This is a genomic window from Kluyvera sp. NPDC087067 (genome assembly GCF_044745165.1).
Classification (GTDB): domain Bacteria; phylum Pseudomonadota; class Gammaproteobacteria; order Enterobacterales; family Enterobacteriaceae; genus Kluyvera.
The window spans coordinates 92,333-115,128 of sequence record NZ_JBIUZS010000002.1 but is presented as its reverse complement, the minus strand read 5'-3'; the positions used below and the strand labels follow the sequence as shown (position 1 = coordinate 115,128).

Below are 22,796 nucleotides of genomic sequence, written 5' to 3'. Positions count from 1 at the left end.
TTCTATTCAAATGGTTAAGTGTTTAACTGGATAGAAAAAAGTGCAGCACCCGGGAGCATAAAGGTGATATCGGAGGTAATGAAATGCCGTTGTTAGATAGCTTCACAGTTGATCATACCCGTATGGAAGCGCCAGCCGTTCGCGTAGCGAAGAAGATGAACACCCCACACGGTGACGCCATCACGGTTTTTGACCTACGTTTTTGCGTACCAAACCAGGAAGTCATGCCAGAACGTGGGATCCACACTCTGGAGCATCTGTTTGCTGGCTTCATGCGTGACCATCTAAACGGTAACGGTGTGGAAATTATCGACATCTCACCAATGGGTTGCCGTACCGGTTTCTACATGAGTCTGATTGGCACGCCTGATGAACAGCGTGTGGCCGATGCCTGGAAAGCCGCGATGGCCGACGTGCTCAAAGTTCAGGATCAAAACCAGATCCCGGAACTGAACGTCTATCAGTGTGGGACTTATCAGATGCACTCGCTCACCGAAGCGCAGGATATCGCGCGCCATATTATTGAGCGTGACGTGCGCATTAACAGCAACGACGAGCTGGCATTGCCAAAAGAGAAATTGCAGGAACTGCATATCTAGCCGCTCATCTGAGTTTACGCTAATACAGTTAATAGGCCCCGGAAGCACGCTTTCGGGGTCTATTTATTTGTTATTTGAATAAGTGTATTTCATGTATTTTTTATTTGTATATTTTAATTTTGTGAGCCGCTGAACAAAAAATATTTCATTGCATATGCTTACCCCTTTTGCGATCACATAAAAGGAAAAACATAATTCGATAGCCGAAAAACATAATAGATCCCTTTTTCAGACCTGTAAAAATACCTCCCGCAGAAACCGGTTTCATTCAGAAAATCAAAACGGGAGTTTATATGTCTTCAGGGGATAGAGTTTCTATTAGAGAAAAGATTGGCTACAGCCTGGGTGATGCAGCCAGTCATATTGTGTTCGATTCTTCAGTGGCCATTCTTGCCTATTTCTACACCGATATTTACGGTTTGCCACCGGCAGTGATGGGCACCATGTTCCTGCTGGTTCGCCTGCTGGATGCAATTACCGACCCCATCATGGGGGCGATTGCCGATGCGACGTCAACTCGCTGGGGACGTTTTCGTCCGTGGCTGCTGGCGATATGCGTCCCGTTCGCGGTCAGCTGTGTGCTGGTCTACTCTGTCCCTTCATTTGGCGATACCGGCAAAATTGTCTATGCGGTGGCCGCCTATATCTTTATGACGCTGATGTACACGGCAATTAACATCCCTTACTGCTCGCTGGGCGCGGCCCTGACTTCCGACCCGCGCGAAAGTTTGTCCTTACAGTCATGGCGCTTTGCCATCACCCCTATTGGCGGTGCGCTGGGTACGGCGCTGATTCTGCCGCTGGCGGACTTCCTCTATCCCGGCGATCGTGCGACCGGTATTCAGGTCTCTATGGCAATCTTCGGCCTGATTGGCTGCCTGATGTTTGTTGTCTGCTTCTTCACCACAAAAGAGCGCGTCCAGCCGATAAAAGAGGAAAACCTCAACATTGCGCGCGATGTGAAAGTTCTGTTCAAAAATGACCAGTGGCTGATTCTCTCGGTCTACAACTTTATGATGCTGGTTGCGGTGGTATTGCGCGGTGGCGCAGTGGTGTATTACATCAATACCGTACTCAATAAAGGGGCCGATATTATTACCCTGTTTATGCTGGGCGGGATGTTTGCCTCTATGGCGGGTTCCGTGCTGGCAAAACCTTTTGGCACTTGTTTTTGTAAAGTTAAACTTTCATTCTGGATTAACTTATTAACCGCAGCATTTGGTGTGGCTTGCTTTATAGTGCCGCCACAGATGTGGATTGTCATATTTGTTATCCATATTATTATCTCAATTATTCAGGGCGGTAATGGCGCACTGCAATGGTCAATGATTACCGATGCAAATAATTATGGTGAATGGAAAACGCAGCGTCGAATTACTGGTATGAATGTCGCAGCCAATATATTCGTCATTAAGCTGGGCGTTGCCGTCGGTGGTGCCATTCTGGGTTGGGTGCTGGCGTATTTCAATTACGAATCCGGCGTGGCGACGCAATCCGCTTCCGCGTCTCAGGGCGTAATGCTGCTGTTTACGCTGGTTCCTGCGGTGTTCTATGTGCTGACGGCGTTCTCAATCAAGTTCTATGGCTTGAACGAAGCCAGAATGGATCGTGTGGTAGATGACCTGAAAAAAGGCACATTTTCTCGCTCGTAAGCTAAATGGCCGCAAGGAATAATCAATTATGCATCAGCATCTGGTAGGCAAACCCCTGGAGGGGTTTGCTGAGTTCGCGATGGCTGTCGCGGCACAAGGCGCGGTATTACTGAAAAACAGTCCACAGGCCCTTCCTTTGGATGAGTCGGATACCGTGGCTATTTTTGGTCGCACACAAATTAATTACTACCGTAGCGGCACCGGTTCCGGCGGCGCGGTTAACGTAATGTCTAGCTGTAACCTACTGGATGCGATGCGTGCCCGCTGCGGTACGCGGGTCAATGAGGGGTTAGCGCAGCACTACGCGCAGTGGGTCAGTGCACATCCGTTTGATAACGGTGGCGGTGGCTGGGCGCAGGAGCCGTGGTTTCAGCAGGAAATGCCGCTTAGCGACGAGGTGGTCCGCAAGGCCCGGCTGACGTCGAATAAAGCGGTGGTGGTTATTGGGCGCACCGCCGGGGAAGATAAAGATAATGCCGATGTACCCGGCGGATATCGCTTAACCCAGCAAGAGCTCGACATGCTGGGCGCGGTATGTCTGCACTTTAACCATGTCATTGTGGTGCTCAATGTTTCCTCAATTATCGATATGTCCTGGGCTAACGCGCCGCAGCTGCGCCCGCATATTGGTGCGATCCTCTATGCCTGGCATGGTGGGCCGAATGGCAGCAAAGCGGTGGCATCTCTGCTGTGTGGTGATATTACGCCTTCCGGAAAGCTGACAGACACCATTGCCTGCTCACTGGATGATTATCCTTCAACCCCTTGCTGGGGCGATAGCGCGCAGAATATCTATCAGGAGGATATCTACGTTGGCTATCGTTATTTCGAAACCTTCCGCCCGCAGCGGGTTCTGTATCCTTTTGGTTTTGGCCTTTCCTATACGTCTTTCGCCATCCATTCACTGAGCATGAAGCGGGATACTGACAACCCTTTATGCTTTCAGATTACGGCCAGAGTGGACAACGTGGGGGCAAAATATGCGGGCAGTGAGGTGGTACAAATCTACCTCGAAGCCCCGCAAGGGCAATTGGGTAAGCCGTCACGGGTTTTGGTGGCGTTTGCTAAAAGCCGGGTGTTGCAGCCAGGGGAACATGAAACGCTCACGATGACGGTATCGCTTGAGCAATTGGCATCATGGGATGATAGCGGCGCGACCGGTAATCCCAACTGCTGGGTGCTGGAGGCGGGACTTTACCGTTTCTGGGGCGGCAACAGCGTGCGTCACCTGCAACCCATCACCGTGGAGGGCGAAGCGGGTTACACCCAGCCGATGTTGCGGATCCTCTCCTGTCACGAAGAAGCCCTCGCGCCAACCGTGCCGTTTTCACGACTGCGCCCCGGTAAACGCTTGCAGTCAGGCGTCTGGCTGGAAGAGTGGGAGGAGGTGCCGCGGCGGAAAACGTCACTGCGCGACCGCATTGTTGCGCGGCTTCCTGCGGCGCTGGAGGTTGTCGGCGATAAAGGCATAAAACTGGATGATGTCGCGCAGGGTCATGCCGCGATGAACGATTTTATTGCCCAGTTGAGCGTAGAGGAGTTGGCCTGTCTGGTTCGTGGTGAAGGGATGTGTAGCCACAAAGTGACCCCCGGTGTGGCATCCGCGTTTGGCGGTACCGGGGATAGCCTGCTGGAGAAGGGGATACCTCTGGCGGCGACGGCAGATGGGCCGTCCGGTATTCGCATGGACAATGGCGCCTATGCCACGTTGATGCCCAGCGGCACGCTTTTGGCCTCCACCTGGGATCCGGTGCTGGTTGAGCGTCTGTACGTGATGGAAGGCAAAGAGCTGCAGCAAAATCAGATAGACCTTCTGCTAGGCCCTGGAATGAACATCCATCGCCACCCGCTTAACGGGCGCAATTTTGAGTATTTCTCAGAGGATCCGCTAGTGACCGGTACGATGGCGGTGGCCATGGTTAACGGTATCCGCAGCGGCGGTGGCATTGCCACGTTAAAGCACTTCGCCTGTAATAATCAGGAACATGCGCGGGCACAGGCTGACCCGGTTGTTTCCGCGCGAGCCCTGCGAGAAATCTACCTTAAAGGTTTTGAGTATGCGGTGAAGCAGGGCGGAGCGCTGGCGATAATGACCGCCTATAACCCGATTAACGGGCACTGGTCTGCGTCCAACTATTGTCTGAATACCACCATTTTGCGCGATGATTGGGGATTTCGTGGCATCGTCATGACCGATTGGTGGGCCAAAATGAACGATGCTATTAATGGTGGAATGGCAACGGTTAACAACACCGCGGCGATGATCCGGGCGCAAAATGACCTGTATATGGTCGTCAATAACAATGGTGCGGAGATAAACTCTGGCGATGACAACACCGTAGCGGCTCTGGCTGACGGCACGCTGACGCTCGGCGAACTCCAGCGCTGCGCGCACAATATTCTGTCGTTTATGCTGCATACTCAGGTGGTTAAGCGCGGTGATAAACCGCAGGTTAATGTGCCGACCATTGCCGCCGACAGGACGTTATTTATTGCCGAGGCGATTAAAATCGCGCCGGAATCACGCTTACGGTTTAGCGATACGCTCGCTATCTATATTGAAAATGACGGCGTGTTCGATCTGTTAGTGAGCGTTAACTCAGCGGCGATGCCGTTGGCGCAAACGGCGACCAATTTATTGTTTAACGGCAAGTTTGTGGCAACCGTCCAGACGCGTGGCACGCTGGGGCAAAGAGTCACGCAGAAGCTGTGTCGCGTGAGGCTTGAACCGGGCTACTATCGGGTCGAGACAGAGGTAATTAATCCGGGATTGAATATCGATTGGCTGGAATTACGCAACGTGGGGGCGTCGGTATCCCGTTAGCAGATGAATTCAGCGAGGATAAAAAAAGCCAGCTCTTAGAGCTGGCTTTTTACTAGTGAGAACCACCGCCGCCGCCGGCGCTGAACGGCGGTCTGGCAAACCATACGAGACCGAGCAGTAGCAAGAAGATCCCCGCAGAAACCCAGAAGATTTCGTTGGCGGAGATAATCAACCCCTGGTTGGTTATCTGCTGCGCAATCCAGCCGGAGGCCTGCTGCTGGCTCATTCCCATGCCCTGCAACTGATCGTAAATCTGCTGGGCGTTAGGGTTAAATGGCGTTACGGACTCCGTCAACTGCGCATGGTGCAACGCTTCGCGGTTAGTCCAAAGCGTCGTGGTAATTGACGTGCCGATGGAACCTGCCAGCGTTCGCGTAAAGTTCGACAAGCTCGATGCGGCCGCCAGACGCTCAGGCGGTAGCCCGGAGAGCGTGATTGCGGTCAACGGCATGAAGAAGCAGGCGACGGCAAAGCCCTGAATAAACTGCGGCCAGGCCGATGCGCCGAAGTCCATGCCCGGCTCGAAGGTATAGGCGCGCCAGTAGAAACAGACGGCGTACATAATAAAGCTGAAGGTGACCAACCGGCGCATATCCAGCTTATGCGCAAAGCGACCGATGATGGGCGAAAGGATAACCGGAATCACCCCCACCGGTGCCGACGCCAGACCTGCCCAGGTGGCGGTGTACCCGTAGACCTCCTGCAATAGCTGCGGCAATAGAACAATCGCGCCGAAGTAGAGCATGTAGGCCAGACTGATACACAGACAGCCGATGGTAAAGTTTCGCGACTTGAATAACGACAGGTCGACGATGGGGTTGTCATCGGTTAATTCCCAGACAATCAGGAAACTCAGCGACACGACCGCCACTACCGTCAGCACGATGATTTCGGTCGAGTTAAACCAATCCAGTTCTTTACCCTGGTCGAGCATCACCTGCAGGCTACCGATCCCCAGAACCAATAGCGCCAAACCAATCGCATCGATTCGCCGCTGTTCGGTTCGCGTTTCACGTCCGCGCAGGGTTTGCAGGCTTAACATCACCACCAGCGCACCAATCGGGACGTTGATGTAGAAGATCCAACCCCAATGGTAGTTATCGCTAATGTAGCCGCCAAGAATCGGCCCACAGATAGGCGCCACAATCACCGTCATTGACCACAGCGCCAGCGCCACGGAGCGCTTTGCCGGTGGGTAGTTACTGAGCAGCAAACTTTGTGACAGCGGGATCAGCGGCCCGGCGACAATCCCCTGGATGACGCGGAAGAAAATCAACATGCCCAGGCTGTTGGACATCCCGCAGGCCCATGAGGCAACGGCGAAAGCGACGGTTGACCACATGAACAGCTTCACTTCGCCAACGCGTTTTGCCAGCCAGCCGGTAATGGGAATGGAGATGGCGTTTGCCACCCCAAACGAGGTAATTACCCATGTCCCCTGGCTCAATGATGAGCCAAGGTTCCCGGCAATCGTGGGGATAGCCACGTTGGCGATAGTGGAGTCCAGCACCTGCATGAATGTCGCCAGCGACAGCGCAATGGTCATAATGACCAGCTGCGCGCCTTCGAGCGGTTTTTGCGGTTGCATTACACGCACCCCAGCATTAGTTGGCGTTAGCCTGGACGATATCGTTAATCAGCTTGTTCACCGGTGTGAGGCTTATCTCACGCGCGTTACTTTCGTAAACCGGGCTGGAACGGAGCTGGTTTGCCAGTATCTGCCCGTCGCGGTTGGTGGTGTCCACTTTCACCAGCGTCGACAGTCCGATACGCAGCGGATGTTTAGCTAACTGATCGGCGTCCAGCTCAATACGAACCGGCAGACGCTGCACCACTTTAATCCAGTTACCGGTGGCGTTTTGCGCCGGCAGCAGGGAGAAGGCGCTACCGGTACCCATATCGAGACCGACCACTTTACCGGTGTATTTCACATCATCGCCGTAAATGTCGCTGACCACGGTGACCGGTTGGCCGATACGCATATGTGCAAGCTGCGTTTCTTTAAAGTTGGCGTCAACCCACAGGTTGCTGGCGGGAACCACGGCCATGAGCGGAGTTGTCGGGCTAATCTGCGCGCCCGGCTGTACGGAGCGACGGGAGACATAGCCGCTCATCGGACTCACAATTTTGGTACGTTGCAGCGCAAGCCACGCGTTACGCACATCGGTTGCGGCCTGGCGCACGGTTGGCTGCTCTTCAAGTTTGGTCCCCAGAATCATCGCCTGGTTGGCGTTGTATTGCTGGATTGCGACGTTTAGCGCAGCCTGGGCGCTGGCGACAGCGTCTTTGGCGTGCTGCAACTCTTCGCGACCAATCAGGTTAGCGCTGCCCAGCGGTACGCGGCGGCTCAGGTCAGTTTGCGCCTGCGATAGCGTGGTTTTACGAATGTCGATATTGGCCTGGAGCTGCTTGTTGTTGATCATCAACTGGCGCATTTGACGCACGCTTGAGGCAAGCTCAGTCTGCGCTTTTTCAAAGGCCTGCTGAGCATCGGTCTGATCCAGCGTCACCAGCACATCGCCTTGCTGAACATAGTCGGTGTTATCGGCCCAGACTTTCGTCACACTGCCGGACACCTGAGACATGATTTGAACCTGGTTACCGGCTACGTAAGCGTCATCGGTTTCCTCGAAGTGACGCAAGACTAAGAACCAGTAGCTGCCATAAGCCACACCAATAATAACAAAGAGCAAGGTCAACAAGATGAGGGCGCGTTTACGCTTGCCTTTCTTGTTGGCGGGTTGCTGCGGGGCTTGAGTCTCCGCATTTGTGCTCATGTGATTCTCCACATTCTTATTATGTAAATCGACTTATGCCGACCTGTTTATCACAAAAGGCCAGCAGGGGTTATCTGCTGGCCTGTTCGTTTTCTTTTCAAGCGCGGTAGTTTTAACGCACGGCGCTAAGCACTGTGCCATCCTCTTCCATCTGGTCCAGACGGGTAAGAAGTTTGCGGGTGATATGTTCGAGCTGATCTTTCTCGGCCAGACTTAATGATGACCAGAGTTGATGCAGGCAGTCATGCTGCGGAGGCAGCACTTCGTTCAGGAACTGATGACCTTTCTCGGTGAGCTGCAAATGCAGGCAACGGCGGTCATTGTCGCTTTCACGACGTTCAATCCAGCCGCGCTTTTCCAGCTCATCGGCAATGCGGGTCGCATTGGTACGCGATGAGCCCAGCGCGCAGCTGAGTTCAGAAGGCTGAATACTGTGATTTTCCTGAGACTCCAGCGTGATTAGCGCCATAAACAATGTCTCGTTGATTCCCTGAGCTTTCAGCATCTTATTGCGATTATCCAGCAGCTTGCCCTGCATGTGCATGCAAAGACGAGTCAGAAGAATTTCCTGAAATGGGAAATCTTCACTGCGGCTGGCGCGGAATTTCAGCATTTGTTCAATGGGCGTAAAAGAACTATCCATCTGGCGTTACCTCATTAGTTACAGTCGATATAGTAACGACGGTGACAAATAAAGTAAATGAATTATTGACCGTAATTTATGTGGCTAATCTATGACATAAGAATGACGGGTACGTATACCCGTCATTGTCTACCCTATTCGGCCTGCTGACGATGATAGCCTGACCACCACACCAGCAGGTTGACGACTGCGACCAGGCCGCCCGCCAGACAGACGCCCATCCAGCCCGCGTGCTGCCACGCCGAAGCTGAAACCAGAGAACCTGCTGCGCCGCCGATAAAATAGCTGGTCATGTAACCGGCGGTGAGACGGTTACGCGCATCGGGCTGCACGCGGTAGATAACGGTCTGGTTGGTAATGTGGACGCCCTGCACCATGAGGTCGAGTACCACAATGCCGATAATTAAAGCGAGAGCGGAGGTGTGCCCGAACCAGATGGCGACCCAGGAAAGCAGCAACAGTAGCAATCCCCAGGTCGTGGTCAGATGCGACTTACCTTTATCCGCTAAACCGCCAACGGGCCGCGCGCCGAGCGCGCCTGCTGCACCGGCTAAACCGAACAGGCCAATGGTTGCTTCGGAGTAGTTAAAGGGCGCGCTGGAGAGCAAAAACGCCATGGACGTCCACAGAATGCTGAAGTTAGCAAAGGTCAGGCAGCCGAGCAGGGCGCGGGTACGCAGCACTTTATCCCTTGCAAACAAGCTGAAAATTGACCCAAGCAGCTGACCATAATTGAGATGATTTTCCTGCTTGAGCTTTGGCAGTCCTCGCCATAACGCAAACGCCAGCAGCACCATCAGCACGGTCGCCACCCAGTAAACGGTGCGCCAGCCGCCAAGGCTTGCCAACAGACCGGCGACGGTTCGTGCCAACAGTATCCCAAGCAGCAATCCGCTCATCACCGTTCCCACGACTTTACCGCGTTTTTCCGGGGCGGCGAGCGTGGCGGCCAGCGGAACCAGTAGCTGCGCGACGACCGAAAACAGCCCGGTAAGCGCGGTGCCGAGGATCATCATCGCTAAAGAGTGGCTGTTGGCGGTAATCAGCATCCCGCCCGCCGCGAGCAGCGTCATGGTGACGATAAGCCGACGACGTTCGAACATATCCCCCAGCGGCACGAGGAACAAAAGCCCGGCGGCATAACCCAGCTGCGCCGCGGTGACGATAAATCCGGCCTGACCGGCGGTTAGCGAGAAGTGGCGGGCGATGGTGTCCAGCAGCGGCTGGGCATAGTAGTTACTGGCAACCGCGAGGCCCGTAGCGACGGACATTAAAGCGATCAAAGCTGGGCTAAGCCCGTGAGCAGGTTTAGTCATGATATTGAGAGATCGGGGAAAGATGAGCTCGATAATAACGAAAGGCGTGGCGGAGGGGGAAAATGATGCGTAGCGGATTGTGCTTTTTATCTGGAGACGTGCCTTCATGGCCTCTCATTTCTCCCCCAGCCTACCAACGGGGGGAACTCTACCGTAGCCCGGCCAAGCGCAGCGTCGCCGGGAAGCGGTGGTCAGGGATCGGCGATAATCCCGGGGTCGCATGCGCTCGCCCGGGCTACCAATGGATGCATGCACTCTACCGTAGCCCGGCCAAGCGCAGCGCCGCCGGGAAGCGGTGGTCAGGGATCGGCGATAACCCCGGGGTCGCATGCGCTCGCCCGGGCTACCAATGGATGCATGCACTCTACCGTAGCCCGGCCAAGCGCAGCGCCGCCGGGAAGCCGTGGTCAGGGATCGGCGATAATCCCGGGGTCGCTTGCGCTCGCCCGGGCTACCAATGGATGCATGCACTCTACCGTAGCCCGGCCAAGCGCAGCGCCGCCGGGAAGCAGGGGGGCAGGGATCGGCGCTAATCCCGGGGTCGCTTGCGCTCGCCCGGGCTACCAATGGATGCATGCACTCTAACGTAGCCCGGCCAAGCGCAGCGCCGCCGGGAAGTAGGGGGGCAGGGATCGGCGCTAATCCCGGGGTCACTAGCGTTCGCCCGGGCTACCAATGGATGCATGCACTCTACCGTAGCCCGGCCAATCGGAGCGCCGCCGGGAAGCGGTGGCAAGGGATCGGCGATAACCCCGGGGTCGCTTGCGCTCGCCCGGACTACCGATTGGCATAGACCAGATAAAGCAAAGCCGCCATCCGGTAACCGGTGGCGGCTTTGCTGTTAGCCGGCGTTAACCGGAGGCATTACAGGTTATTTTTGTGCAGCCAGCGCTTCTTTAATCCAGCCGTCAAATACCTGCTGGTGGGCCTGAACCCAGCCATCGACCTGACCCTGCACGTCCGCTTCAGATGCTTTACCATCATGCATCATGGCGTTCTGGGCGTTAATGTCGGTCAGCGGCAGTTTCATAATGGCAAACAGCTTCGCTGCGGCTGGGTTTTTCTCAGCCCAGGCCTTGTTGGCAACAATGTGCATGGTGCTGACAGGGAAACCGTAGTTTGCGCCGTTAGACAGCTTGGTATCGATATTTTTCTGCACGCCTGGCAGGGAAGAGAACGGCACCTGCAGCCAGACCACATCTTTACCCGGTTTCAGCACATCGCTCACCCAGTAAGGCGTCCAGGTATAGTACAGAACCGGCTTACCTTCCTTAAAGCGGGTGATGGTATCGGCCATCATGGCAGCATAGTTACCCTGATTGTGCTCGACCGATTTGGTCAGCCCATAGGCATCCAACTGGTGGTTAATCACCGCTTCACAGCCCCAACCAGGGTTACAGCCGGTGAGATCGGCTTTGCCGTTACCGTTGGTATCAAACAGCTTGGCAATCTTCGGATCTTTAAGCTGCTCAATGTTAGTGATGTGATATTGATCGGCGGTCTTTTTATCAATCAGATAACCCTGCGCCGCGCCGTTAACCAGCGTACCTTCACGATAGAATTTCTTGTCGCCACCCGCTGCGGCATACATATCATCATGCAGCGGGATCCAGTTGACGGCGGTGAAGGTGGCATCACCGGCGGCAAGCGAGGTGTAGGCAACGTTGTAGTCTACTTCGTTAGGCTTATCAACGGTGTAGCCCAGTTTTTCCAGCGCGCGGCTGACCAGCAGGGTCTGGAAGGTTTCTTCAGAAAGGGTGCTCTGAATCGGTTGAACGGTAATGCCTTTACCCGGCAGGTCGGCGGCAAATGCGCTGGAGGAGACCAGGGTGGCAAAAGCGGTAGCAAAGACGAATGAGTGTCGCATCGTTGTTCCTTTAATAGTGATTGTTGCGGAGCATTGGCCCGACGTGCGCCGGGCCAATACGATGGTTACTTAGAGAAGGGGCGCATCAGAAGGCCTACCGGGCCGGTATTGAACCAGCGACGGTTACCTTTACTGCGAGAATCGCGGCCCACGGCCTGCGTCAGGCGGTCGAGGATAATCGCGAGGATAACGATCCCGACGCCACCGACGGTAGCAAGACCCATATCCAGACGACCAATACCACGCAGAACCATCTGGCCCAGACCACCCACGGCAATCATCGAGGCGATAACCACCATAGACAGCGCCAGCATCAGCGTCTGGTTCACGCCTGCCATAATGGTTGGCATCGCCAGCGGCAGCTGGACTTTAAACAGCATTTGTCGCGGACTGGCACCGAATGAACGTGATGCTTCAATCAGGTCTGCCGGCACCTGGTTAATCCCAAGGATGGTCAGGCGCACAATTGGCGGCAGGGCGAAGATGATGGTGACCACCACGCCCGGCACGTTACCGATACCGAACAGCATGACGATAGGAACCAGATACACGAACGCCGGGGTGGTCTGCATAGCATCAAGCAGCGGGCGAATAATTTTCGCCGCCCTCGGGCTACGCGCAAGCCAAATACCTAGTGGCAGTCCAATCACCACACAGAACAACAGCGCGGTCAGTACCAGTGCCAGGGTGATCATCGCCTGTGACCAGGCACCAATGGCGCCAATCGCAATCAGCGAGATTAAAGTGGCAATCCCCATACCGACGCTGGAAATCTGCCAGGCTATCAGGGCGAAGACAATAATGGCCACCGGTGCTGGCATGCCCAGCAGCAATTGCTGAAAGGCGCTGAGGATGTAATCGATTGGAACTCGAATCCCCTGGAACACCGGACGGAAGTGGGTAACGACCCAATCAATCCCTTCAGTTACCCAGCTATCGAGCGGGATAAGCGTCTTATGGAATGGATCCATAATATCGAAATGCTCTGGCTTCGGTGCCGGTGCATTGTGAAGCCAGTCGCTGCTAGCGGGTGCAGATGAACCGCCCCACGCATCGGCAGAGTTTGCCGCACTGTCTGCGGCCGGTGTGGTATCCCACGGATTAGTTTGATCAGCCATTGTTTGCCCCCTCGCGATCTAATGCCTGTAACAGCATTCTTTTTGAAATTACGCCGACGTACTGCTGTTCTTCTCCAACAACCGGTACGGCGCAGGGGGCCTGGCCCACCTGAGAGAGCAATTCGCTAAGCGGGGTCTGCGCATCGACAGCCACAGGCTCATCAATGAGTGCCGCCTCAATGCCTTGATTCGCTTTTAACGCTTCTTTCAGCGAATCAATTGACACCGTGCCGACAAACATATTACCGCGCTCAATAACGTAACCGTATTCACGGTCATCATCTTGCAATAATTTCAAAGCCGAACGAGGGCCGAAGCCTGGGGTTTTACGGATAAGCGCATCGGGATTACGACGAGCAATATCTTTCGCGCTAAATACCTGGCTGATATCTACGCCACGGAAGAAGGTGCGGACATAATCATTCGCCGGATTATTCAGAATTTCGTCTGGCGTTCCGACCTGAACCACTTCGCCATTTTGCATAATGGCAATACGATCGCCAATTCGCATGGCTTCATCGAGGTCGTGGGAAATAAAGACCACGGTACGCTGATGTTTGGCCTGTAATTTTACCAGCTCATCCTGCATCTCGGTGCGGATTAATGGGTCGAGTGCCGAGAAGGCTTCATCCATTAATAGAATGTCGGGGTTAATTGCCAGCGCGCGCGCAAGACCGACGCGCTGACGCATCCCGCCGGAGAGCTCGTCCGGGTAGGCATGAGCGTAGTTTTCAAGCCCAACCTGACGCAGCGCATCCAGGGCTTTTGCCTGGCGCTCCTGAATTGGCACACCGGCGAGATCCATCCCGAAAGCGGCGTTATCCAGTACGCTCATGTGCGGCATTAGCGCAAACGACTGGAAAACCATCGCAATTTTCTTGCGACGAACTTCACGCAGTTCAGCATCGGATATTTTTGCAATATCGATACCGTCAATCAGAACCTGCCCGCGAGTGGGTTCAATCAGACGATTGAGAAGGCGTACCATGGTGGATTTGCCGGAGCCAGATAACCCCATGATGACAAATATCTCGCCTTCTTCAATGGCCAGACTGGCGTCTTTTACGCCAAGAGATAACCCTGTTTTATCAAGAATTTGTTCTTTGTTGAAACCCTTCTCGATATATTTAAATGCTCGCTGTGGATGCTCGCCAAATATTTTATAAAGATTCTTAACTTCTAATTTAACTGCCATGCAATATGAGATTTCCTGTTTTTGTTTATGTCGATATGCTACCTGATGAAAATAGTGACCTGTTTATACCCTAGCATACTGAGTCGATGTGACAACCCTCTCTGTGTATACAAAAGAAATATGATACATGCAGAATTATGCTGAATTTCCCATGATATAAGGGCTGAGGGCGAATTGACGGCGGCAGAATTTTTTATGAAATTAATTGCCCCTGTCGGCATAAATCCAGGATTTGCCGGGAATAGAGCATGAGAATGCACACAAATTTCTTACGGATTATTTGTATGATGATGGCAATTTTCCAGGAAATATCGGGGCGGAAAATTAATAGATATATTTGATAGGAAACATTGAATATTCTTAAATTATATACGCCCGCAACCGGTAATTATTTGCGGGCGAGGGCACTACATTCGCATGCTGACAGCCAGACGATTGAAAGCGTTCATCATGCTTATGGCAAAGGTCATATCACTGATCTGTTCAGCGCTGAAATGCGCCAGCAGCGGCTCATAAACCGAGTCTTCGGCATGCGTCTGTGCAATATGCGTCAGGTCTTCGGCCCACGCCAGCGCTGCCCGCTCAGCTTCACTGAAGTGATTGCTTACACGCCAGCCTGCCAGCGCATCCAGTTTAATCTGCTCAACGCCGGATTTACGTAAGGCTTTGCTGTGCATTTCAAGGCAAAAAGCACAGCCGTTTATCTGTGATACGCGCAGATAAAGCATTTCCAGTAGGGGGCGCTCAAGCGAGCTTTTTTCCAGCGCGATGCTTGCCTGAACCATGCCCGCGTACACGGTTGGGCTCAGTTCACTATAGGGTTGGCGTAATGCAGTCATAATGTCACTCCTCGTTCAAGATGAAAGCAAAATAGCACTATAATGGTCTTAAAAAGATAGCCATATTGAGCGTAATAAATAAGACCATGAAAGCAGAAAGCCTACCGCGTTATCAGCAAATTGCCCGACAACTCAAGGCGGCAATCGAAAATGGAGAGCTAAACGCCGGCAGACGTTTACCCTCAAGCCGGATGTATGCGCAGGAGCTGGGCGTTTCCCGAGTGACGGTAGAGAACGCTTACGGTGAGCTGGTGGCGCAGGGTTGGCTTGAACGGCGTGGGCAAGCGGGGACATTTGTAAGCGATCACTTAACGCTGCCGCCTGTGGCCGCGCAGCCGCTGGGTTTTGGGGGTGAACAACCCCAGCCTCAACCTTTCCAGCTAGGGTTACCTGCGCTGGATCTCTTCCCCAGAGGTCTGTGGACGAGAGTGATGGGGCGGCGGCTGCGGACACAAACCCGATTCGATCTTGCGCTTGGCGATGTTTGCGGTGAATTGGCTTTGCGTCAGGCGCTGGTCGAATATTTACGCCTGTCGCGCAGTATCGAATGTCAGGCTGAACAGGTATTTATTACGTCAGGTTACGCGGCGTCGATAAGCCTTATTTTTCGATCGCTGGGCGGGCGCGGCGAGTCAATGTGGGTCGAAGACCCGGGCTTTCCGCTGATTCGTCCAGTGGTTCAGCAAGAAGGTATAACGCTCTCCCCCGTACCGGTTGATGCGCAGGGTATGGACGTCGAGTGGGCTATCCAACACGCCGGGGACGCGCGCTTTGCATTGCTGACACCGGCTCACCAAAGCCCGACCGGCGTGTCGCTGTCGCTCCCCCGACGTCGGCAGCTGCTTGATTGGGCGGCGCATCATAAAGCGTGGATTATTGAAGATGACTACGACAGCGAATTTCGCTATCAGGGAAAGCCGCTGCCGCCGCTGAAAAGCCTGGATGCACCGCAGCGGGTTCTCTACGCCGGCACGTTCAGTAAATCGCTTTTCCCCGCTTTGCGCACCGCCTGGCTAGTCGTGCCTTTGCCGCTGGTGGAGATATTCCGCCAGCAGGCGCAGCATCTCGCCTGCCCGGTGCCGCTTCTGATACAGCAAACGCTGGCCGATTTTATGCTCGAGGGCCATTTCTGGCGACACCTTAAGAAAATGCGCGTGCATTATGCCCAACGGCGTCGCTGGCTTGAGGAGGCATTAGTGGCACACGGTTTTCAGGTGGTGGAACAATTGGGCGGCATTCAGCTGCTAGTCACGGTGGCAGGTGACGACCGGGAAATGGCGCGAAGGGCAAGAAAGGCAGGGCTCGCGGTGCAGGCGATAAATGACTGGCGCATGGGCAGTTCCGGGCCCGCGGGGCTAATTATGAGCTTCACTAATATCATGACCCGGCAAATGGCCGAGGCGCAGGTCGCCGCATTAAGTGTGGCCATAAAATAAAGCCCCGGATTATTGGGATAATCCGGGGCAGACGCGTTTTTATTATCTACATCGTTGTGGTGATATTATCGACGGCATCCTAATAATATGCCAACAAATATCCCCACTGCCGCGGCAGCGCTCACACTTTGCCACGGTTTATCGTGAATATAGCTGTCTGCCGTATCGGCGACATCATGCACGCTTTGATGCAGACGGCTGCGACCATTGATGCGAGCGCGGGTTTCACTCAGCAGTGATTTTGCTTTGCGGCGTGCGGTCTCTACTTCATCTTGATTATCGCTGGCCCAGCTCTTTAGAACATCCTCAAGGCTGTCGGCTAATTGACTGACGTCACTCTGAATATCCTGAATTTCGTCATCAGCGTCATTGCGATTTAGTGACTTAAACATTCTAGCCTCCACGAATTTTGATAGAAAGTTAAGTGTAGGACATCCCGAATAATTTGCCGTTAATTTATGTGTTTATGGAATTATCTGAAAGCGAGGCGAATGCTGATTACGGTAAGGTGGCGATGCAGTAAAAGATGACGAGGATAAAATATGTATTTACGACCTGACGAGGTGGCGCGTGTTCTTGAAAAGGCGGGCTTTACCATGGATGCGGTAACCACGAAGGCCTACGGCTATCGCCGTGGTGAAAATTATGTTTACGTTAACCGCGAAGCAAGAATGGGGCGTACCGCGCTAATCATTCATCCGGCCCTGAAAGAACGCAGCTACAAATATGCTGACCCGGCTTCTGACATCAAAGCCTGCGATCATTATGAGCAATTCCCGCTCTATCTTGGCGGTGCGGTTGAGCAGCATTACGGTATTCCACACGGATTCAGTTCGAGGCTGGCGCTGGAGCGTTTTCTGGATGGACTGTTTGGCGAGAACGCATAAATAAATGACTGGCCTGGCCAGTCATTTATTTTACTTCGATCAGGCTTTTACCTGCGTGTACTGTGCAACCCGGAACAGGCGGCGACAAAAATCGAGGAAGTAGCCGTATGCGGCACCCATCACCAGCGAAACTACCGCATTAGAACTGACTGCTGCCACAATCTGGTGCCAGTCAGCCCCAACGCTCAGCAGAATTAACACGTACACCGGCGACTGGAAGGTCACATAGGCAACGGGGTCGGCTAACCGCTTCATCCAGCCAGCAGGGCTAATACGCCCGGCCTGTCGCATAATAAAGTCACGATAGATACCGTATGGCCAGGCAATAATAATGTTGACTGGGATAGCGACCAGACGGGATGAAAGTGACTGTTCAAAGGTCATTCCTGAGAGAAAAATTTCAATCATCATGTTCACGACGGAACAGTAGACCACCATGGCGAAAGTGTCTGCTGCCGCATGACGCAGGCGTGACTGCGCAGAGAACATCGGTATGCTCCTCGAAAATGAACGGTTAACACAAAGGTAAGTGTGTTTTCTGGCGTTTTGGGTTGGTTTAATTGACGTGTATAGATTATCCATCTGCATTAAAACAAACAACTAGTGAAACATTTTTATTTAATGCGTTTTTGTCAATAAAATACTCTGTTTGTGAGTGAATTATCGCCGCTGCGCTATTTTTGTTTTCATTCGGTGTTTTTTTCATGAAAATCATGTCGTTGTAATTTGTTTCGGCGGGATGAAAAAAGATGAGTTATGGTGTTTTTGCGGCGGAAATCTGGCGGGCGATTTTTTATTGTGAGTTTCGTCACGTTTGGTTTTTTAAACCGGGTTTTCGCGAATTAATTAGCATTTAATTCCGCTGAAATGATTTTGAGAGTATGCGCTATTTATGGGTAATCATGCACTGTAAAGGGAGAGTGCGGTGAGCGATGCCCACCGCTGAAGACGATCAGCAGACGCCAAAATCACCCTCTTCCTGATATGGCGCAACGTCCGCGTTTTCCAGCGTGTATTGCTTACCGTGTTCATCGCTAGCCTGCACGGCCACAATGCTCTCTTCATGTACTTCAATGACTTTTAATTTTGGTCCGCCATTTTTTGGTTGAACCAGATCGCCAGGTGCAAACATTTCCGTGCTCCATTGTTATTCAGTGCATTAATACCTTAGCAGGGATGACGATAAATGGCTGCAAGCATCAGCGTCGATTCCACGGCATGACGGCAAGCAGGCGTGCCATGCCGCAAAAACCGGTAATGCCCGCAAAGGTCAAGCCAGCGCCGACGAACGCGCTTAACAGGAAGAACGCGCTGGATATGCTATAGCCAAGCACGACGCCCAATAAAATGAGCACGCCAGCGGCAATCTGTACCTGACGCATCAGGGGTAGAGGGGCGGAGGTGTCTTTTACCGTCACCAGACCGGCCTGTCGCCAGGCATCAATGCCACCGTCGACGATTTTGATCTGCGCTGGTGCGGCTGCTGCGATGAGTCGTGACAGATTGTTGCGGGTGCGATTCCCCGACTGGCAGTGAAAGATGACGACGGAATCGACCGTTGCCTGTAGCGTCGCTCCTTGTTCCATCGCGCTAAGCGGAACCAGACGGGCTTCAGGAATATGTTCACGGGCGTATTCATCGGCATCGCGAATATCAATCAGGGTGGCACCTTGCTCAATGAGAGCAAAGGCCGCTTTGGGGGCGAGGTTCTCGGCGGTCAAAATATCCATCCTTAGGGCTGGCGGTATCGGGCAAATTATTGCCAGTCTACTCCTTTTTCCCCAACAGGGCGCGCGCGAAACCATCAGGCTGGCGGCTGCGCGCGTAAGATCCGCTGCGCCTCGTCAACGGTGAGCGGGTAATTGAAAAACTGGCGATAAAACGCCTGCGTCACTTTTACCATGTCCACCTCAGTGAAACGCTCTGGATGCAGTAGCTTTGCGGCCCACTGAATTTGTAATGCGCTTTCGGTTCCGTAGCGATCCCATGGAAAAACGCCTGCCGGATTTTGCCGCACGTTGCCATTTTTCACCGCCTTGAGGCCAGCGAACAGCTCTGCGTAGGGGGAGTCAGCCAGCGTGCCGCTGTGGGCGCCGAGAATAATCACATCGGGTTGCCAGGCAAGCACCTGCTCCGGTGAAATCTCTTTCATGTTTCCCTGGATTTCTGCCGCGACATTTATTCCTCCTGCGAGCTTAATCCAGGTGTCGATTAACGTATGGCTGCCATCCACTTTTAGCGGTTTCAATGACTGAATATGCAGGACACGCGGACGCTGTGCGGCGGTCAGATTTTGCGTTTTGCGCAGCACCCCCTCCAGCGTCGTTTGCAGATACTGGTTATAGGCTTTTGCGCGGGCGCGCGCATCGGCAGTTCCCAGAACTTCTGCGGTTGTCGTCACCGATTTCATCAGTGATGGATAATCGGTAAAGGCCATTTCGAGCGTCGGCAAACCCGCCTGGCGATAGCTTTCCGCTTTATCATTGCCCTTTGAGGTAAAGACCACATCCACCCGCTTTGCCAGCAGGCTTTCGGGGTTAAAGGTGGTGCCGCGTACCTGCAACGCTTGATGTAACGTTGGCGTAATCTTAAACATCCACGGCTGACTCTCGGGATGGTTAACGGTGGCGACAATTTGCCTGCCTGCACCCAGCGTCATCACTACAGAATGGTGAGCGAACCAGCCGTCGGCAATGGCGTGAACCTGGTCGGGAACGGTCACGGTGTGGCCGGCATCGTCCACCACCTGGCGCGCGGCCAGGGCGGGGAAGGCCAGCCACGCGCAGAGTAACCACGCATGGCGACGTTTCATATTATTGACTCCTTAAAAATCAATCTGCATGGAAAGCTGGGCCTGACGCGGTGCGCCTAACTGGGCGCTGGCGTTACCCGCGCCGGTATAACCGGTTAGCGCGCCCGGCACCACGTTTGTCCAGTAGTGGCGGTTAGCCAGGTTGGTGACGTCCAGTCGGAAGGTTACCGGCGTATCTGAGATACGCGTGGCATAACTGCCGCCAATATCTACGGTGGTATAGCTGCCAACCCAGCTGTCATTGGCATTATCGGTGGCGCGACGGCCCACGTAGCGCACGTTGGTGTCGATATCGACACCCGGCAGTTGTTCAATGCTATAGACCGCCAGCATACTGGCGGTGAAGCGCGGCAGGCCGACCACCTGTTTATCGTTCGCGCTGGCGCTGGCGGTATCGTGAAGACGAGGATCAAGCCAGGTCGCGCCGCCGAACAAACGCAAATTACGGGTGACGTGACCGTCTGCCATCAGTTCCAGCCCGCGATTTTTCTGCGTGCCGTCGTCGGCGAAGTTGCCGTCTTCGTTGGTGTAAGCGAACGGGCGTTCGGCCTGGAATAACGCCGCGGTGAGCAGCAAATCATTCATTGGCGCATATTTCGCGCCGACCTCAATTTGATGGCTGCGATACGGATTAAGCACCTGGCCTGCGTTGTTCGCGCCCGCAGGCGCGGTATCACCCTGCTGCATGCTGTCAGCCCAGGTGGTATAAAGCGTCACGTTATCGACGGGCTTATACATCAGGCTGGCGGAACCGCTGGCGCCGCTGTCTTTGTTATCGCTGGTCTGTTTGCCCGTTTTATTGTAATTGCTGACGGTAAACAGGTTTTCGCTTCCAGACAGCAGCAGGCTCCATTGCGGACTGAAATGCAGCGTATCGCTCAGCAGGAAGGCATGCTGAGTGGTTGTTGCGGATTGATAGCGGGTATTAAAGTCGGGATACGGTGGGCGCGGATAAACCGGATTATCATCGAGCGAGGATTTACCCAGGGTAAACGTCCCCCCGTTGACCGGGTTGTAGTTCTTCCAGACAAAACCACGCACTCCGGCGCTGATATCGTGGCTTAACCAGCCGGTATCGACGCTGCCGGTCAGATTTGCCATATAACTGTTGATGGTAAAACGGCTGGCCGCAGAGTTAGCGGTGGTGGTGGTGTAATTACCATGATTATCGGTCAGCGTATTGGTCACCGTAGTGGACTCACGGTCGGCAATCTGGCGCAGTACGCCAATATCCAGTAACCAGTTACCGTCAAAATCGTGCTTCAGGTGCAGGCTGGCGGTGGTCGTTTCATCATCGTTTCCCGCATAGCTCTGACCGTATTTCGATTTTGTTGGGTCAAGCGGAGAGGGGAAATGCACGCCTTTTGCCAACGCAAACGATCCGGGCATCCCTTTCTCATAATAGTGGTAGTAGCTGAAGTTACTCTCCAGCACCGTTGTATCGGTGAGCTGGAAGTCCAGCCCCAGGCTGGCTAGCTGGCGGCGTTTATGGCTGCCGCTGGTGTAGCCGTGACCTTCATCGTTGAGCAAGTTGAGGCGGTATTTTATACGGTCGCCTGCATCAATCGGACCGCCAAAATCCAGCGCGGTTAAGGTGCCATTGCCGGTACTGCCGCCAACGGTAAGTCGGTGAAGCGGCGTATCCGTCGGGCGTTTTGAGACCAGGTTAAACATTCCGGCGGGGTTTGCGGGGCCATACAATGAGCCGGCAAGACCGCTTAATACCTCCACGCTCTGAAATTGTTCGGCGGCGTATTCGGTGGTGGAGACGGCATTCAGGCCGTCAATCATGTGGTTTTGTACCACGCTTCCCTGCATCCCGCGCGTTTGGGGGCGCACGCCATCACCTTGTACCGACGGCATATAGCGATAAACGTCCTTCACGCTTTTTAGCTGCTGCTGGCTTATCAGTGGAGTAGAGAGTGTTTGCACAGACCAGGGGACATCAATCACTGCGCGTTTACCCAGATTGCCGAGGGTGGCCTGCTTTTCAGCCGCCGGAGTTTCCTGCGAGATGCCGTCGGCAGTTGGGCTGGCGGAAACCACCATGGTGTCGTCGGCGTAGCCCGCTTTGCTGATGGCCAGGCACGACAAGGCGAACAACCCGGTGGCTAAGGGTGTTTTTTTATGATTAAACATTTTTAAATTCAGTTCGTTAACAGAAAGACTGGTGGTAACGGCGTTACCATCTACGCATGAGGGGAACAGCTATTATTATTTGTGTGATGAATATCATGCGAGTAATCGTTATGTATGTCAATATATAGCGAGGTGGTAAAAGATGGGCTGGAAAGGGGTAGCGGAGAGCTAAAATAAAAAAAAGCCGGGTATTTCCACTCGGCTTTTTTATTGAAAATTAACGAATTATTCGCTGGCTTTCTTCTCAAGTGACTCAGCGCCGGCTTTGGTTTTATCCCAGCCTTCCTGAGCGCCTTTTTTAGTGGCATCCCACCCTTTTTGGGAGGTCTCTTTGGTTTTATTCCAGCCTTTCTGAGTACCTTCTTTGGTGGCATCCCACCCTTTTTCGGTTCCCTCTTTGGCTTTATTCCAGTTTCTCTGAGCGCCTTCGCTCACCTGGCTGCCTACGCTGTCACTTTTACCTTCCGCTGCGTGCTTAGACTTCAGCTTCAGTTCTTCACCCTGGTTTTGGGCCTGATGTAATTTCTCTTTTGCAGTATTAGCATTGGCCTGTGCGGCAGCAACCGTTTCATCTGTAGCGTGTGTGGTCGCGGCAAAAACAGGAGAAGCCAGCAGAAGAGCGGAAAGTGCAATTGTTGTTGTTTTCATTAAAAATCCTCATCAGTTTGTGAGCATGAGAAAGCATGACACAG

The 22,796-nt window shown here is 53.6% G+C and carries 21 protein-coding genes; 5 read left to right on the top strand and 16 right to left on the bottom strand.

Features of this window, described 5'->3' with window-relative positions:
- Positions 1-83: 83 nt before the first annotated feature.
- From luxS to ACIPDS_RS05925, 3 genes are all read left to right on the top strand, one after another.
- Entirely contained in the window at positions 84-599 is a 516-nt protein-coding gene (gene luxS / locus ACIPDS_RS05935) for an S-ribosylhomocysteine lyase (RefSeq protein ID WP_166515849.1), read from the top strand.
- Between the two features lie 293 nt (positions 600-892).
- Positions 893-2,251 carry a glycoside-pentoside-hexuronide (GPH):cation symporter gene (locus tag ACIPDS_RS05930; protein WP_400733706.1) on the top strand — a complete coding sequence of 453 codons (1,359 nt, stop codon included), beginning with the start codon at positions 893-895 and terminating at the stop codon, positions 2,249-2,251.
- Positions 2,252-2,279: 28 nt separating this feature from the next.
- Positions 2,280-5,075 carry a glycoside hydrolase family 3 protein gene (locus ACIPDS_RS05925; RefSeq protein WP_400733703.1) on the top strand — a complete coding sequence of 932 codons (2,796 nt, stop codon included), beginning with the start codon at positions 2,280-2,282 and terminating at the stop codon, positions 5,073-5,075.
- 52 nt (positions 5,076-5,127) lie between these two features.
- On the opposite strand, the gene emrB is transcribed toward ACIPDS_RS05925, so the two are convergent.
- The 8 genes from emrB to ACIPDS_RS05885 form a co-directional block, all read right to left on the bottom strand.
- A complete protein-coding gene (emrB, locus tag ACIPDS_RS05920; RefSeq protein WP_400733701.1) occupies positions 5,128-6,663 on the bottom strand; it encodes a multidrug efflux MFS transporter permease subunit EmrB in 1,536 nt (511 codons plus the stop codon).
- 16 nt (positions 6,664-6,679) lie between these two features.
- Positions 6,680-7,852, bottom strand: a complete 1,173-nt coding sequence (gene emrA, locus ACIPDS_RS05915; protein ID WP_166515853.1) for a multidrug efflux MFS transporter periplasmic adaptor subunit EmrA — start codon at positions 7,850-7,852, stop codon at positions 6,680-6,682.
- 112 nt (positions 7,853-7,964) lie between these two features.
- The gene (gene mprA / locus ACIPDS_RS05910; protein ID WP_062779510.1) at positions 7,965-8,495 is read right to left on the bottom strand and encodes a transcriptional repressor MprA; all 531 of its coding nucleotides are present in this window, start codon (positions 8,493-8,495) and stop codon (positions 7,965-7,967) included.
- Positions 8,496-8,629: 134 nt separating this feature from the next.
- Positions 8,630-9,811 (bottom strand): MFS transporter, encoded by a 1,182-nt coding sequence (locus tag ACIPDS_RS05905; protein WP_166515854.1) that lies wholly within the window; start codon positions 9,809-9,811, stop codon positions 8,630-8,632.
- An 871-nt stretch (positions 9,812-10,682) separates the two neighbouring features.
- Positions 10,683-11,678 (bottom strand): glycine betaine/L-proline ABC transporter substrate-binding protein ProX, encoded by a 996-nt coding sequence (proX, locus tag ACIPDS_RS05900; protein WP_166515855.1) that lies wholly within the window; start codon positions 11,676-11,678, stop codon positions 10,683-10,685.
- 65 nt (positions 11,679-11,743) lie between these two features.
- Positions 11,744-12,796 (bottom strand): glycine betaine/L-proline ABC transporter permease ProW, encoded by a 1,053-nt coding sequence (gene proW, locus ACIPDS_RS05895; protein WP_166515856.1) that lies wholly within the window; start codon positions 12,794-12,796, stop codon positions 11,744-11,746.
- Positions 12,789-13,991 (bottom strand): glycine betaine/L-proline ABC transporter ATP-binding protein ProV, encoded by a 1,203-nt coding sequence (proV, locus tag ACIPDS_RS05890; RefSeq protein ID WP_400733696.1) that lies wholly within the window; start codon positions 13,989-13,991, stop codon positions 12,789-12,791. Before proV ends, proW begins: the two co-directional genes overlap by 8 nt.
- A gap of 407 nt (positions 13,992-14,398) precedes the next feature.
- Positions 14,399-14,830, bottom strand: coding sequence for a carboxymuconolactone decarboxylase family protein (locus tag ACIPDS_RS05885; protein WP_400733694.1), 432 nt, complete (start codon positions 14,828-14,830; stop codon positions 14,399-14,401).
- Positions 14,831-14,916: 86 nt separating this feature from the next.
- Here ACIPDS_RS05885 and ACIPDS_RS05880 point away from each other — a divergent pair, with 86 nt between their 5' ends.
- Complete coding sequence (locus tag ACIPDS_RS05880; protein ID WP_400733691.1) at positions 14,917-16,266, top strand: PLP-dependent aminotransferase family protein; 1,350 nt, start codon at positions 14,917-14,919, stop codon at positions 16,264-16,266.
- Positions 16,267-16,331: 65 nt separating this feature from the next.
- Here the strand turns inward: ACIPDS_RS05880 and ACIPDS_RS05875 are convergent, their stop codons facing one another.
- Positions 16,332-16,658 (bottom strand): DUF883 family protein, encoded by a 327-nt coding sequence (locus ACIPDS_RS05875; protein ID WP_166515860.1) that lies wholly within the window; start codon positions 16,656-16,658, stop codon positions 16,332-16,334.
- Between the two features lie 150 nt (positions 16,659-16,808).
- Between ACIPDS_RS05875 and ACIPDS_RS05870 the strand changes: the two genes are divergently transcribed.
- A complete protein-coding gene (locus ACIPDS_RS05870) occupies positions 16,809-17,153 on the top strand; it encodes a DUF2002 family protein (RefSeq protein WP_400733688.1) in 345 nt (114 codons plus the stop codon).
- A 39-nt stretch (positions 17,154-17,192) separates the two neighbouring features.
- Here ACIPDS_RS05870 and alaE read toward each other — a convergent pair whose 3' ends face one another.
- From alaE to ACIPDS_RS05835, 7 genes are all read right to left on the bottom strand, one after another.
- On the bottom strand, positions 17,193-17,642 hold the full coding sequence (alaE, locus tag ACIPDS_RS05865) for an L-alanine exporter AlaE (RefSeq protein WP_166515862.1): 450 nt from the start codon (positions 17,640-17,642) through the stop codon (positions 17,193-17,195).
- Positions 17,643-17,727: 85 nt separating this feature from the next.
- Entirely contained in the window at positions 17,728-17,859 is a 132-nt protein-coding gene (locus ACIPDS_RS05860) for a hypothetical protein (protein WP_400733684.1), read from the bottom strand.
- A gap of 246 nt (positions 17,860-18,105) precedes the next feature.
- Positions 18,106-18,285: a hypothetical protein gene (locus ACIPDS_RS05855; RefSeq protein WP_400733681.1), complete on the bottom strand. Its 180-nt coding sequence runs from the start codon at positions 18,283-18,285 to the stop codon at positions 18,106-18,108.
- A gap of 67 nt (positions 18,286-18,352) precedes the next feature.
- Positions 18,353-18,874 (bottom strand): rhodanese family protein, encoded by a 522-nt coding sequence (locus ACIPDS_RS05850; RefSeq protein WP_400733678.1) that lies wholly within the window; start codon positions 18,872-18,874, stop codon positions 18,353-18,355.
- A gap of 83 nt (positions 18,875-18,957) precedes the next feature.
- Positions 18,958-19,965, bottom strand: a complete 1,008-nt coding sequence (locus ACIPDS_RS05845) for an ABC transporter substrate-binding protein (RefSeq protein ID WP_400733675.1) — start codon at positions 19,963-19,965, stop codon at positions 18,958-18,960.
- Between the two features lie 12 nt (positions 19,966-19,977).
- Positions 19,978-22,104 (bottom strand): TonB-dependent receptor, encoded by a 2,127-nt coding sequence (locus ACIPDS_RS05840; protein ID WP_400733672.1) that lies wholly within the window; start codon positions 22,102-22,104, stop codon positions 19,978-19,980.
- A 225-nt stretch (positions 22,105-22,329) separates the two neighbouring features.
- A complete protein-coding gene (locus ACIPDS_RS05835; RefSeq protein ID WP_062779533.1) occupies positions 22,330-22,752 on the bottom strand; it encodes a hypothetical protein in 423 nt (140 codons plus the stop codon).
- Between the last annotated feature and the right edge of the window lie 44 nt (positions 22,753-22,796).